A 14303-nucleotide genomic window follows, 5' to 3' on the forward strand; every position below is an offset into this window, starting at 1 on the left:
TTATGAGTTTAAGTCATTTGAGCCTCAGTCATTTTCGTAATATTGAGGCTCTCACATTAGAGCCAATTGATGGAATAAATGTAATATATGGTGAAAACGGTAGTGGTAAAACGAGCCTTTTAGAGGCGATATATTTCCTTTCTCATGGCAAATCATTTCGCACGCCTAAACACCGAAGTATCATTACTCACCATCAAGAAAAATTTACCATTCATGGCCGTAAGTCTCTTTACAATTTATCGATACCAATTGGTATTAGTAAAACACTCAGTGGTGAAACAGAATTAAAAATACAGGGTAAATCTAGCCGTCGAGTGTCTGAACTTGCTCAGTTAATGCCTGTGCAGGTAATTACTCCTGAAAGCTATTCACTGTTTTTTGGCGGACCTAAAGAACGGAGAAAGTTTTTAGATTTAGGATTGTTCCACGTGGAACAAGACTTTTTTTATCTCTGGCAATCGTTCAATAAAGTATTGAAACAACGTAATGCACTACTGAAAAGTAAGCCTAAGAATTATTTTGACCAAATCAAGTTTTGGGATAAAGAATTTGTTAGACTGGCAGAACAAATAAATAATTTACGAATTGCGTATATAAGTAGGTTTAAGCAGCAGTTTTTTGGTAAAATGTGTGCAGAATTAACGCTTATACGCGATTTAGAAATAAGCTTTTATGCTGGATGGAAAGAGAGTGAATCTCTAGCCGATGCTCTTGAGCAAAGTTTTGAGCGCGATAGTCGCCAAGGCTTTACAAATAAAGGGCCACATAAAGCTGATTTTAGTTTTAGTGTCGCTGGCAACAGTGTTGAGAATACATTCTCACGCGGTCAACTCAAACTATTGCTTTATGCGTTAAAAGTAACGCAAAATAGTTTGATTGAGTCAGAGACAGAAAAGCAATCAATATTGCTAATAGATGATTTACCTTCGGAGTTAGGGGAAGATACGAAAGAGAAGGTCGGCCAATTACTGTCGCACTGTCGCTCTCAAATATTTATCTCTGCTATTGAATCCGAAAGTATTTCTGCTGTGGTGGAACCCATGCAACGAGAACTACAAATGTTCCACGTGAAACATGGCAACCTAATAACAAGATAAGTGGGATTAACCATGTCTGAGAATTACGATTCGTCGAGTATTAAAGTACTAAAAGGATTAGACGCAGTAAGAAAGCGTCCTGGAATGTATATAGGGGACACCGATGATGGCACAGGCTTACACCACATGGTGTTTGAGGTCGTTGATAACTCTATCGATGAAGCCTTAGCAGGTCATTGTGATGACATCTATGTGACAATTCATTTAGATGGTTCAGTCTCTGTTCGAGATAACGGCCGTGGTATTCCAACGTCTATTCATGAAGAAGAAGGTGTATCAGCTGCTGAAGTAATTATGACAGTACTGCATGCTGGTGGTAAGTTTGATGATAACTCATATAAAGTATCAGGTGGCTTGCACGGTGTTGGTGTTTCAGTAGTTAATGCGCTTTCAGAAAAATTAAAGTTAACAGTTCGCCGTGAAGGCAAATTGCATGAGCAGTTTTATACAATGGGTGTTCCTGACGCGCCATTAGCTGTAATTGGCGATTCAGAAACAACAGGTACTGAACTGCGTTTTTGGCCAAGTGCTGAAACATTTACTAACTTAGATTTTCATTACGATATTCTAGCTAAGCGTTTACGCGAATTATCATTCCTGAATTCAGGTGTGAGTATTATTTTAAATGATGAACGCGAAGAGAATAAAAGTGACCACTTCAAATATGAAGGGGGTATTCAAGCGTTTGTAGAATACTTAAATCGTAACAAAACACCTATCCATAAAGGTGTATTCCACTTTACCCACGAACGTGAAGAAGATGGAATTAGCGTTGAAGTGTCAATGCAGTGGAATGATGCTTACCAAGAAAACATTTACTGTTTTACAAATAACATTCCACAACGTGATGGTGGTACTCATTTAGCCGGTTTCAGATCTGCGCTAACACGTACACTTAACAACTATATGGAAAAAGAAGGCTTTAACAAAAAAGCTAAAACAACCAGTAATGCCACCGGTGATGATGCCCGTGAAGGCTTGACTGCAGTTGTAAGCGTTAAAGTTCCTGATCCTAAGTTCTCATCACAAACGAAAGATAAGCTAGTTTCGAGCGAAGTTAAATCCGCGGTAGAACAAGCAATGGCTGAAAAATTCACTGAATTCTTACTAGAGAATCCAGTGGATGCGAAGATAGTTGTTGGTAAGATCATTGATGCTTCGCGTGCCCGTGAAGCCGCGCGTAAAGCCCGTGAAATGACTCGTCGCAAAGGCGCTATGGATTTAGCTGGTTTACCAGGTAAGTTAGCAGATTGCCAAGAAAAAGATCCAGCACAGTCTGAACTATATATAGTGGAAGGGGACTCTGCTGGCGGATCAGCCAAGCAGGGTCGTAACCGTAAGAATCAAGCGATTCTTCCGCTTAAAGGTAAAATACTAAACGTAGAAAAAGCGCGTTTTGATAAGATGCTTTCTTCACAAGAAGTAGCAACCCTTATCACTGCACTTGGTTGTGGTATTGGCCGTGATGAGTATAACCCTGAAAAGTTACGCTATCATCGTATTATTATCATGACCGATGCTGACGTCGATGGTTCGCACATTCGTACACTACTATTGACCTTTTTCTATCGTCAAATGCCAGAAATCGTAGAACGCGGCTATATTTATATTGCACAACCACCACTTTATAAAGTGAAAAAAGGTAAGCAAGAGCGTTATATTAAAGATGATCCAGCACTTGTCGACTACCTAACTTCATTAGCATTAAATGGTGCTGCATTGTATACCAGCGCAGATGCATCGGCACTTGAAGGTGAAGCTTTAGAATCGATTGTTCATGATTACCAAAATACTGTAAAAGTTATTGAGCGCTTAAAGCGTAAATACCCGAACACCGTGATGGAACGTTTAATTTATCAAACAGAACTAAACGAAGCTGATTTGTCTGACGAAGCCAAAGTCATTGCATGGACTAATACCCTTGTTGCCGATTTAGTTGAGCGTGATGAAGATGCGACAATCTTTGCTGCTGCAACTGAGCACGATACTGAGCGTAACTTGTATTACCCAGTGATCAATATTCGCCAACATGGTGTTGATAAAGCACATGTACTAAGCCATGACTTTATCTCTTCACGTGACTATAAGCGCATCGCAGTGACGGGCACTAACATTGCCAATATCCTAAGTGAAGGTGCTTATATTCAACGTGGTGAGAAGACCCTAGCCGTAGATAACTTTGTAGATGCATTAGAGTGGTTAATCACTGAGTCTAAGCGTGGTTTATACATCCAACGCTATAAAGGACTGGGTGAAATGAATCCAAGTCAGCTATGGGAAACTACTATGGATCCTTCAGCTCGTCGTATGCTGCAAGTAACCATTGAAGATGCCGTTGGTGCAGACCAATTATTCGCTACGTTAATGGGTGACCAAGTTGAACCGCGTCGTGAGTTTATCGAAACGAACGCATTACGCGTAGTTAACCTCGATGTTTAATTCTCTTTGAGAATCAAAAAAGGAGCCCAAGGGCTCCTTTTTTATTGACCGCAATTGCACAAACTGCTTAAAACCTGACTTCGCACAAGGTATACTGAGTGTAATTTTCACGCTACATCACAGCAGATACTAAAAGCCAAATATGCAAAAATATGACGTTAAAACCTTTCAAGGTTTGATCCTGGCTTTACAGGATTACTGGGCACAGCAAGGCTGTGTCATTATTCAGCCACTCGATATGGAAGTAGGCGCAGGGACATTTCACCCGCAAACATTCTTAAAATCTATTGGTCCAGAGCCAATGTCGAGCGCGTATGTACAACCATGTCGCCGTCCTACCGATGGCCGTTATGGTGAAAATCCAAATCGCTTACAGCATTACTATCAATTCCAAGTGGTATTAAAACCATCACCAGAGAATATTCAAGAGCTTTATTTAGGCTCTTTAGCTGCTGTAGGCATTGATACACTTACTGACGAAGTACGCTTTGTAGAAGACAACTGGGAGTCACCTACATTAGGTGCATGGGGTCTTGGTTGGGAGATTTGGTTAAACGGCATGGAAGTAACACAGTTTACTTACTTTCAACAAGTGGGTGGCTTAGAGTGCTCTCCTGTAACGGGTGAAATCACCTACGGACTTGAGCGCCTAGCAATGTACATTCAAGGCGTTGACAGTATTTACGATCTTGTTTGGGCTGATGGTCCAATGGGTCGTGTTACCTATGGCGATGTTTTTCACCAAAACGAAGTTGAGCAATCAAAGTATAATTTTGAACATGCTAACGTTGAAGATCAGTTTGCACAGTTTGATAAATGTGAAGCGCAAAGCCAAAAGCTAATTGAAGCTGGCTTACCATTACCAGCGTATGAGCAGGTAATGAAAGCATCGCATGCATTTAACTTGCTTGATGCACGTCATGCAATTTCAGTGACAGAGCGCCAACGTTATATTTTACGCGTTCGAGCGTTATCTAAAGCATGTGCACAAAGTTATTATGATGCACGCGAAGCGCTTGGTTTCCCGCTGTGTAAGGATAAGTAGCATGTCAGCACAAAATTTATTAGTCGAAATTGGCACTGAAGAGTTGCCACCAAAATCACTGCGTAAACTTGCAGAAGCATTTGCTGTAAACTTAACCGCTGAACTTGCGAGCTTAGAGCTTACTCACCAAGGTGTTAGTTGGTATGCATCGCCTCGTCGTTTAGGTTTACAAGTAACAGCATTAGAAGCTAAGCAACAAGACAAAGAAGTTGAAAAACGCGGCCCTGCAACTAAAGCTGCATTTGATGCAGAAGGTAACCCAACTAAAGCGGCAATGGGTTGGGCGCGTGGTTGTGGTATCGAAGTAAGTGAAGCACAAACACTTGAAACCGATAAAGGCGCATGGTTACTACATATTGCCAAAGTTGCAGGTAAAGACACTACTGCGTTAATGAATGATGTAGTAAATAAAGCATTGGCTAAATTACCTATACCGAAACCAATGCGCTGGGGCTCGAATAAAACTCAATTTATTCGTCCGGTTCATACTGCAACTATTTTGTTTGGTGATCAATTAATCGAAGGCGAAGTGCTTGGTAAAGTAATTAGCAACCAACTACAAGGCCATCGTTTTCATCACCCAGAAAAAATTAGCATTAACCATGCTGATGATGTTTTTGAGGTGCTTAAGTCTGCACATGTTGTTGCTGATTACGAGGAGCGCAAAGCGCAAATACGTAGCCAAATTGAAGCGGCAGCAACAGCAGTTAATGCCGTTGTTGCAATGGATGAAGATTTACTTGAAGAAGTAACTTCACTTGTTGAATGGCCAGTTACCTTGACCGCAACATTTGAAGAAGCATTTTTAGATGTACCAGCCGAAGCGCTGATCTACACCATGAAAGACGATCAAAAATATTTCCCGTTACTAGATCAAGATGGCAAATTACTTAACAAGTTTTTGTTTGTGTCAAACATTGAAAGTAAAAACCCAGCCGTTGTAATTTCTGGTAATGAAAAAGTAGTGCGCCCACGTTTGGCTGATGCGCAGTTCTTTTTTGAAACAGATAAAAAGAAAACACTTGAAAGCCGCCTAGAATCACTTGATAGCGTATTGTTCCAAAAGCAATTGGGCACGCTTAAAGACAAGTCTGAGCGTATTGCACAACTTGCCGGTTATATTGCTGAACAACTTGGTGCAGATAAAGCCCTTGCAGAGCGCGCTGGTTTGTTAAGTAAAACTGACCTAATGACTGAAATGGTCATGGAGTTTACTGACGTTCAAGGTGTTATGGGGATGCACTATGCACGTCATGACGGTGAAGCTGAAGATGTAGCCATGGCACAAAACGAGCAGTACATGCCACGCTTTGCCGGCGATAGCTTACCAACAAACTTGATCAGTTGCGCTGTTGCGATTGCAGATAAGTTTGACACGCTGGTGGGTATATTTGGTATTGGCCAAGCGCCAAAAGGCGATAAAGACCCATTTGCTCTTCGTCGTGCTGCTATTGGTGCACTGCGTATTATGGTTGAGAAAGAGTTGTCATTAGACATTCTTGATCTGGTTGCTAAGTCGCAAAGTTTGTTTGGCGAAAAGCTAACAAACGCAAATGTATCAAACGATGTATTTGAATTTATGCTAGGGCGCTTCCGCGCTTGGTATCAAGACGAAGGCATTGAAGTTGATGTTATTCAAGCTGTGTTAGTACGCCGTCCAACTAAACCAGTTGATTTTGACCGTCGTGTTAAAGCCGTAAGCCACTTCCGTACGTTAGACGCGGCAGAAGCGCTTGCAGCAGCAAATAAACGTGTCAGTAATATTCTTGCTAAGAATAACATTACAGCACAAGGCACTGTTGATGAGAGTTTATTAAGCGACGACGCTGAAAAAGCGCTTGCAGCACAAGTCGCAAAATTTGCCACTGACCTTGCTCCGCTTTATGCTGCGGGCGATTATCAAGAAGCATTAGCACAACTTGCGGGTATCCGTGAAAGTGTTGATAACTTCTTTGATAACGTAATGGTAATGGCAGACGATGAAGCCGTTAAGCAAAATCGTTTAGCATTACTAAGTCAACTTAGCGGTCTATTTTTAGATATTGCTGATATTTCTGTCCTGCAGAAGTAAATTAAGCGTAGATTAAAAAGCCAGCAGCTATGCTGGCTTTTTTGTATAAGAGGTTAACTAATGAAACGAATTATTACGCTTGCGCTCGCAAGCTTATTAACCGCATGCTCAAGCCAAATACAAATGCCTGATATTAGCGATGTACTACCAAGTAAAGAGCTTGACCGTACTATGTACTTACGGGGTGACTTCAATTTATGGGACGCAGAAACGCAATATGCATTTACTCAAGTCGCGCCTGCGCTTTATCAAGCGAACGTGAAATTCTCAACGCCAGGTAAAGTGTACGAATTTAAAATTGCCGATATGGATTGGAGCGCAGGTTATAATTGCGGATTCAGTGAACAAGATCCAACCGGTCAATCTCTGACGTTAGGGCAAAGCGTTTTAGCCGATTGCGATACTACCTATAACTACTTAAGCTTCACCCCAGCAATAAAGGGCAGCTACATCGTCAGCATTGATTATAGTAACTATGATCAACCGAAAGTGACGATAACTAAGAAGTAAGAGCTGTCAGAAGTAGGTTGGGTAGAGTGAAACGAAACCCAACATGGCATAAGCTTATCCACATTATAAGGCTTATATAACTATTAATAGAAATAAGTTTAAGGAAGACCATGAAGTTATACCGCGGGGTTAATATAGGATTAGACAAAATAAATAAAGGAAATATTATACCTAAGAGTAATAAAATTGATGTAGTACTGAGTGCAGGAGAGCTAGCTGGACAGTCTGGAGCCGGTTTTGAGTCTGGATTTAGTGATAATAACTCATGTATTTATCATCAGTATGATTCAGCCATATATGAGTTTTCTTGGGTTTCGACCACTACAAGCTTTGAAATAGCTAAGAAATTCGCAAAATTTAATAATTGTGAAGGGGATGTGTATGTTTTGGATTCCGAGCTATTTGAAAAATACAACATAATAATGAAAAAGCTAGAGAATGAGTTTTATCCAGACGAAAAGGAAGTATCAATAAGAGAAATTAATGGGGGATCAATTCCTAGCGAGGTAATTGTAGAAAAGATTCTTGTATGAACCGTTGGGAGAATTTGTATATTGTTGGGTTTCGCAAGACTCAACCCAACCTACATGTACCTAATATACTTTGTGTTCTATAGTTAAAAAATTAAAATTGTTCATGGATGAATATAGATGCAATATAGGCGGGTTTTAGACTCTGGGGCTTGTTATTTTTTCACATTGACTCTAGAAAACAGAAATAAAGAATACCTAACACAAAATATTGACTCATTGCGTAGTGCTTATTCAAAAGTTATTAAAAGGTATCCAGTAAAAACAATTGCAATTGTTATCATGCCCGATCACCTACATGCACTATGGCAACTTCCTGTAAATGATAGAGACTATGCTTTGCGGTGGCGATTAATTAAAAGCTATTTTTCAAGGTCGCTGCCGATAGATGAGTTTCGCAGCACAAGCCGAATTGCTAAATCTGAGCGTGGCATATGGCAACGTCGTTACTGGGAGCATAAAATTAGAGACGATAATGATCTGCAAAACCATATTAACTACATTCATTATAATCCTGTGAAACATAAATATGTAACCAGAGCTGTTGATTGGCCATACTCTAGCTTTCATAAATATGTAAATTCAGGGGCATTAGCTGTTGATTGGGGAATTGATGCTGTAAATATCAGTATAGACGCAGAATAATTTTTTGTTGGGTTTCGTTTCACTCAACCCAACCTACAACCCTTTCTTTACCAAATACCGATACGGCACGGCATCGACTTCTTTGGCTATTAGGGTGTGATCCATAAACATGCAGAAGCTGGGGATGTCGCGGGTAGTGGAGGGGTCGTCGGCGGTGATTAATAAGGTTTCGCCATTTTCCATTTTGCGTACCGCGCTTCTGATCATCATGACAGGCTCTGGGCAGCGTAGGCCGATGGCGTCTAATTGGTGATCGGGGTTATCAAAACTCATGGTTGATTTACCTTAGCGTATGCGGTCGCATTTAATGGTTAATTTAAGGCTGCTAGTTTAACGACCTGAGCGCGATAAATAAAGCCACTTCAATGATACATATCAAGGCCAACCTGGGAAACGAATCATAAAAAAGCCGCACTGAATTAATCAGTACGGCTTTTAATCACCAAGAGATGGTTTACGTGTTCAAACTAATTAGTCTTGAACACGTTCAAATATAGTCGCGATGCCTTGGCCTAAACCAATACACATGGTCGCTAAACCGTATCTTGCGTTTTTATCTTCCATTAAGTGAATAAGCGATGTGCTAATACGCGAGCCTGAACAACCCAGAGGGTGACCAAGAGCGATAGCACCGCCGTTTAGGTTCACTTTTTCATCAACTACATCAGCAAGACCTAAGTCTTTTAATACCGGTAGTGATTGCGCGGCAAATGCTTCGTTAAGTTCAGCTACGTCGATATCATCAATAGTGATACCAGCTTGTGCAAGTGCTTTTTTACTCGCTGGTACTGGGCCGTAACCCATAATTGATGGATCGCAACCAGCAACCGCCATCGCTTTTACGCGGGCACGAATTGGCAAGCCTAATGCTTTAGCTTTTTCTTCACTCATTACTAACATTGCTGATGCGCCGTCAGAAAGTGCAGAAGATGTTCCTGCTGTTACTGAGCCCGATGCAGGATTAAACACAGGGCGAAGCTGTGATAAGCCTTCTACTGTTGTTTCTGGGCGAATTACTTCGTCATCTTCAACTAAAATCAGTGAGCCATTATCATCATGACCTTCCATTGCGAGGATTTCGCGACGGAAACGACCTTCAACTGTTGCTGCATGAGCACGCTGATGCGAACGATATGCAAATTGGTCTTGCTGCTCACGGCTAATGCCGTGAATTGTTGCTAGGTATTCTGCTGTTAAACCCATTGAACCAGATGCTTGCGCGATTGAAGTTGCAAGACCTGGATGGAAATCATTACCGTGAGTCATTGGTACGTGACCCATGTGCTCAACACCACCAATTAGGTAGGTGTCACCCGCGCCAGTCATAATTGCGCGAGCAGCGTCATGTAATGCCTGCATTGATGAACCACATAAACGATTCACCGTTGTTGCAGGAACTGAATGCGGAATGCCTGCAAGCAATGATGCATTACGTGCAACGTTAAAACCTTGCTCTAAAGTTTGTTGTACGCAACCCCAATAGATATCGTCAATCGATGCTGGATCAACGGCTGGGTTGCGATCAAGTAAACCCTTCATTAGGTGAGCACTTAAATCTTCGGCACGCTTGTGTTTAAATACACCGTTTTTAGAACGGCCCATTGGCGTGCGAATACAATCTACAATTACTGGAGTATTCATGGTCTTATCCTTCCACCTTATAGAAAATACGGCCTTCTTCAGCCCATTTGCGAGTTTGCTCAGATACTTGGTAAATCGCACCTAGGTGAGCGTATTTGTCTGCGGTTGCAACAAAGTTAGCTAGCCCAGTTTGATCTAAGTAACGGAACGCACCGCCTCTAAATGGAGGGAAACCGATGCCGTAAATAAGTGCCATGTCAGCTTCTTGTGGAGAAGCAACAATGTTTTCTTGTAAACAAAGTAGCACTTCGTTGATCATTGGCACCATACAGCGATCGATAATTTCTTGTTTATCAAACTCTTTTGGTGCATCAGTGATTGAACTCAGTAGCTCAACTGATTGTGGATCTTGGGCTTTTTTCAAGCGGCCACGACGATCTGGCGCATATTGGTAGAAACCCGCTTTGTTCTTTTGACCAAAACGTTTTTCGTTAGCGAATACTGAAACTGGATCTTTTTCTGCTCGTGACATGCGCTCAGGGAAACCATCAGCCATAACACCTGTACAATGATATGCAGTATCAATACCTACAACATCAAGTAAGTATGCCGGGCCCATTGGCCAACCAAACACGTTTTCCATTACTTTATCTACTTTGGCAAAGTTAGCGCCTTCGACAACTAATTTACTAAAGCCTGCAAAGTATGGGAATAAAACGCGGTTTACAAAGAAACCTGGGCAGTCATTTACAACAATTGGAGATTTACCTAGTTTTAAGGCGTAATCAACGACGGCATTAATGGTTTTTTCCGAGGTTTTCTCGCCGCGGATAATCTCAACTAATGGCATTTTAGGCACAGGGTTAAAGAAGTGCATACCACAGAAGTTTTCAGGCTTTTCAAGGGCAGTCGCTAACTCATCAATACGAATTGTTGATGTGTTTGAGGTTAGAATCGTACCTGCTGGCATATCTTTTTCAAGACCTGCAAGCACCGCTTGTTTAACTTTAGGGTTTTCAACAACGGCTTCAACTACGATATTAGCGCTTTGTAAATCGCTATCGTTAAGAGTTGGTTTGATTTTACCTAACGTCGCAACCATTTTGTCCATCGTCATATGACCACGTTGAACTTTTTGGCCTAAAAACTTAGATGCTTCGGTCATACCTAAATCAAGCGCATCCTGCTGGATGTCTTTCATTATGATTGGCGTGCCTTTATAAGCCGATTGGTAAGCAATACCACCGCCCATAATACCAGCACCAAGTACAGCTGCTTGTTTAATGGCTACATCACTGGCTTTAGCTTGTTTGCGCGCTTTACCTTTGATGTATTGATCAGCTAAGAATATACCTGTTTGCGCCGCAGCTTCTGGTGTACGAGCTAATTTAGCAAAGTTGGCATTTTCAATTGCCATTGCTTCGGCGCGTTCACAGTTAGCAGCTGCTTTAATAGTACGAACCGCCATGATAGGAGCAGGATAGTGGCCTTTGGTTTTACCCATTACCATACCTTCTGCCATTGCAAAGCTCATGCCTTGCTCAACGCGGTTTAATTTAAGCGGTTGGAGTTTTACATTACGTTTTGCTTGCCAATCTAGCTTGCCAGCAATCGCTAATTCAAGTGTTGATATACTTGACTCTAAAAGTTTGTCAGCACTAACTACCGCGTCAACAGCGCCTACTTTGAGGGCATCAGCTGCACGATTTTCAGAACCGGCAGTGATCCAAAGCATGGCGTTATCGGCGCCAACAATGCGCGGTAAGCGCACTGTGCCACCAAATCCTGGCATTATGCCAAGTTTAACTTCTGGTAGGCCAATTTTTGCGGTTGTACTAGCAACACGATAATCGGTAGCGAGTACCCACTCACAACCACCGCCAAGTGCTAAGCCGTTTATGGCGCTTAGAGTTGGGAATGGTAAATCTTCTACCGCATCAAAAACATCAGTGGCATCTTTAATCCAGGTAACTAATTCAGCTTCTGGCTTAGTGAATGTCGGTAAAAATTCGAAAATATCGGCACCAATAATAAAGTGGTCTTTATCACTGGTAAAAATCATGCCTTTGATGTCGCTGTTGGCGGCTAATTCTTTTAATGCGTAAGCGCAATCTTTCAAGGTTTGCTGAGACAAGGTGTTTACAGAACCTGCAACACAAAATTTGAACTCGGCGATATTATCCTTGATGAAAGCAACTTCAAAGGAATCGCTTTTATATAACATTATTATTCTCCCTAGTTAGTGAACTAAGACTGGTACGATGAGTTTGCATTTCAATCAGTGTGCTTGCTTTAAATTAAAAATGCAACGAAAAATTTACTAAGCGGACTTTCTACTGGTTAAAATATAGCTTGTTTGATGCTAAGGTGTAGGTGAAGTGTTTGTCTTTTATTTACCTTTGAATATTTAAGGTCATCATGAAAAAACAATTGTTAGGTTTTACGGCAGCTGCATTACTCTTTCCTTTTTTTTCTGCCCAAGCCGATTCTGCCCATAAGGCATTTTTAAGCGCTGAAAAAATAGCTAAAAATGGAAGTTATCAAGAGTTTAAGGAAGCAGCAATACAGCTCGATCATCCACTTAAGCCGTACGTTGAAAAAATGTATTGGCAACGAAACCCAAGTATTGAGCGTCAATCTGAGATAGAAAATTATTTATCAATTTACGAACACACACCATTGGAGTGGCCAGTACGTAAAGCATGGTTACAGCATTTACAAAAGCATAATCGTAAAGCTGCATATATACAAAATTACCGTACCACTAGAAATAATGAGCTGACTTGTACTTATCTAAAATACCAGCTGGATTTGGGGGCCCCAAAAAAAGCAATTTTTAATCAGGTCACCGATTTATGGGTGGTAGGTAAGTCACAGCCCAAAGAGTGTGATTCATTATTTAGCCTATGGCGCAAGCAAGGTTATATGAGTGAAGAGTTAGTGTGGCAACGTATAACTTTGTCTGCTCAAGGAGGTACGCGTAGCTTATTACCTTATTTAAAGACGTTGTTGCCTCGTAAAGAACAATATTTGGCCGATCTGTACAGTAAAGTACGCAGTGATCCAAGTTCTGCGGCGGGTTTATATCGTTATAAGCACAAATCAGTTAAAGAAGGTGAAATAGCCCATTATGGTATTAAGCGACTAATTTGGCGTGATAAGGCTTTAGCACTTAAAGCGTGGGAAAAACTAGACGCGATGTTTGATTACACTGATGAGCAAAAAGCTGATGTTTATTATACATTTGCGTTAGCGCTTGCTTCAAGTGGCCATGAAGAAGCACGTTTTTGGTTAAGTAAAGTACCTAAAGAGCGCCAAGACCGTAAATTGATGCAATGGCAATTGGGTAATATGCTCAAAACTCAAGATTGGTCGGGCATTGTGGCGTTTTTTACTGGTAAAGAAAATCTCAGCCTCGGTCAGCAATATTGGTTGGCCTATAGTTTAGAACAACGTGGTGATAAGGAAAGAGCAAATACAATTTGGCAGGGGGTTGCGCAAGAGCGAGATTATTATGGCTTTTTAGCAGCTGCGCGCTTGGGATTACCCGTGCAGTTGAATAATCAACCTTTACTAGTGAGTGACAAGTTGATGCTTAATGTTGCTAATGCACCAGGTTTTAAACGGGCAAAAGCGTTGTATGAGTTAAAACGCTTTACTTCAGCACGACGAGAGTGGAATTATTTAACGAATACATCAAGTGAAGAAGAGAAATTGGCAGCGTCAAAATTGGCTGCCGAACTTGATTGGTACGACAGTACTATTTACACCTTAGCGCAAATTAAAGCGTGGGATTATGTGGAGCTGCGTTTTCCATTTGCCTTTCAAGATTTATTTGAGCGCTACAGTAAACGTAACCACATTGATGTGACCTGGAGTATTGCGATTTCTCGTCGAGAAAGTTCCTTTGCGCCCGACGCACGTTCGCATGCCAATGCACGAGGGTTAATGCAATTATTGCCTAGTACCGCTAAATATGTAAATAAGAGTAGAGTGTCAGGAAGTCGTTTAAATCAACCCAAAACCAATATTCGCTTAGGTACTGAGTATTTAGAGTATCTAAAAAAGAAAAATAAAGGTAACGAGGTGCTTGCAACAGCGTCATATAATGCAGGGTATCATCGCATAAAGCGTTGGTTGCCAAAAGAGGCGATGCCTGCGGAGTTATGGGTAGAGCTTATTCCGTATCGAGAAACACGCGACTATGTTAAGAATGTATTCGCTTATAGACAGGTTTACCACACGCGTTTGGGGCGTGAGGGGAATATATTAGCGCCTATTTTAGAAATGAAAATGGGTGGGTAAAGATCCCCTCAGATGCTTTAGCGCATCTGCTGGTGGTTTGGGGATATATGAGTCTATGATAGACTCAGTGCAAGTTAAAT

Annotated in this window: 11 protein-coding genes; 8 read left to right on the plus strand and 3 right to left on the minus strand. The window is 41.3% G+C overall.

Annotation, left to right across the window (positions count from 1 at the left end):
- The first annotated feature begins 2 nt into the window (after positions 1–2).
- The 7 genes from recF (at position 3) to A7967_RS19320 (ending at position 8337) form a co-directional block, all read left to right on the plus strand.
- Positions 3–1097, plus strand: a complete 1095-nt coding sequence (gene recF / locus A7967_RS19290; RefSeq protein ID WP_054206589.1) for a DNA replication/repair protein RecF — start codon at positions 3–5, stop codon at positions 1095–1097.
- Between the two features lie 12 nt (positions 1098–1109).
- Positions 1110–3536, plus strand: a complete 2427-nt coding sequence (gyrB, locus tag A7967_RS19295; protein ID WP_054206588.1) for a DNA topoisomerase (ATP-hydrolyzing) subunit B — start codon at positions 1110–1112, stop codon at positions 3534–3536.
- Positions 3537–3678: 142 nt separating this feature from the next.
- Positions 3679–4581 (plus strand): glycine--tRNA ligase subunit alpha, encoded by a 903-nt coding sequence (glyQ, locus tag A7967_RS19300; RefSeq protein WP_054206587.1) that lies wholly within the window; start codon positions 3679–3681, stop codon positions 4579–4581.
- 1 nt (position 4582) lies between these two features.
- Positions 4583–6652, plus strand: coding sequence for a glycine--tRNA ligase subunit beta (glyS, locus tag A7967_RS19305; RefSeq protein WP_054206586.1), 2070 nt, complete (start codon positions 4583–4585; stop codon positions 6650–6652).
- 60 nt (positions 6653–6712) lie between these two features.
- Complete coding sequence (locus A7967_RS19310) at positions 6713–7162, plus strand: early set domain-containing protein (RefSeq protein WP_054206585.1); 450 nt, start codon at positions 6713–6715, stop codon at positions 7160–7162.
- A gap of 110 nt (positions 7163–7272) precedes the next feature.
- Complete coding sequence (locus A7967_RS22590; protein WP_054206584.1) at positions 7273–7695, plus strand: hypothetical protein; 423 nt, start codon at positions 7273–7275, stop codon at positions 7693–7695.
- A 117-nt stretch (positions 7696–7812) separates the two neighbouring features.
- Positions 7813–8337, plus strand: a complete 525-nt coding sequence (locus tag A7967_RS19320; protein ID WP_054206583.1) for an REP-associated tyrosine transposase — start codon at positions 7813–7815, stop codon at positions 8335–8337.
- 33 nt (positions 8338–8370) lie between these two features.
- On the opposite strand, the gene tusA is transcribed toward A7967_RS19320, so the two are convergent.
- The 3 genes from tusA to fadB form a co-directional block, all read right to left on the minus strand.
- Positions 8371–8610 (minus strand): sulfurtransferase TusA, encoded by a 240-nt coding sequence (gene tusA, locus A7967_RS19325; protein WP_054206582.1) that lies wholly within the window; start codon positions 8608–8610, stop codon positions 8371–8373.
- 198 nt (positions 8611–8808) lie between these two features.
- A complete protein-coding gene (fadA, locus tag A7967_RS19330; protein WP_054206581.1) occupies positions 8809–9978 on the minus strand; it encodes an acetyl-CoA C-acyltransferase FadA in 1170 nt (389 codons plus the stop codon).
- Positions 9979–9982: 4 nt separating this feature from the next.
- A complete protein-coding gene (fadB, locus tag A7967_RS19335; RefSeq protein ID WP_054455837.1) occupies positions 9983–12142 on the minus strand; it encodes a fatty acid oxidation complex subunit alpha FadB in 2160 nt (719 codons plus the stop codon).
- A gap of 194 nt (positions 12143–12336) precedes the next feature.
- On the opposite strand from fadB, the gene A7967_RS19340 reads away from it, so the two are divergent.
- Positions 12337–14223, plus strand: coding sequence for a transglycosylase SLT domain-containing protein (locus A7967_RS19340; protein ID WP_064435983.1), 1887 nt, complete (start codon positions 12337–12339; stop codon positions 14221–14223).
- Positions 14224–14303: the final 80 nt, after the last annotated feature.

The organism is Pseudoalteromonas neustonica (assembly GCF_001653135.1).
In the GTDB taxonomy this organism is placed as follows: domain Bacteria; phylum Pseudomonadota; class Gammaproteobacteria; order Enterobacterales; family Alteromonadaceae; genus Pseudoalteromonas; species Pseudoalteromonas neustonica.

Bases quoted from the DNA above. Each gene is read 5' to 3' on its own strand.
- A7967_RS19320 (WP_054206583.1), top strand. From the start codon at position 7,813: ATGCAATATAGGCGGGTTTTAGACTCTGGGGCTTGTTATTTTTTCACA.
- recF (WP_054206589.1), top strand. From the start codon at position 3: ATGAGTTTAAGTCATTTGAGCCTCAGTCATTTTCGTAATATTGAGGCT.
- glyQ (WP_054206587.1), top strand. From the start codon at position 3,679: ATGCAAAAATATGACGTTAAAACCTTTCAAGGTTTGATCCTGGCTTTA.
- glyS (WP_054206586.1), top strand. From the start codon at position 4,583: ATGTCAGCACAAAATTTATTAGTCGAAATTGGCACTGAAGAGTTGCCA.
- A7967_RS19340 (WP_064435983.1), top strand. From the start codon at position 12,337: ATGAAAAAACAATTGTTAGGTTTTACGGCAGCTGCATTACTCTTTCCT.
- fadB (WP_054455837.1), bottom strand. From the start codon at position 12,142: ATGTTATATAAAAGCGATTCCTTTGAAGTTGCTTTCATCAAGGATAAT.
- A7967_RS22590 (WP_054206584.1), top strand. From the start codon at position 7,273: ATGAAGTTATACCGCGGGGTTAATATAGGATTAGACAAAATAAATAAA.
- gyrB (WP_054206588.1), top strand. From the start codon at position 1,110: ATGTCTGAGAATTACGATTCGTCGAGTATTAAAGTACTAAAAGGATTA.
- tusA (WP_054206582.1), bottom strand. From the start codon at position 8,610: ATGAGTTTTGATAACCCCGATCACCAATTAGACGCCATCGGCCTACGC.
- fadA (WP_054206581.1), bottom strand. From the start codon at position 9,978: ATGAATACTCCAGTAATTGTAGATTGTATTCGCACGCCAATGGGCCGT.
- A7967_RS19310 (WP_054206585.1), top strand. From the start codon at position 6,713: ATGAAACGAATTATTACGCTTGCGCTCGCAAGCTTATTAACCGCATGC.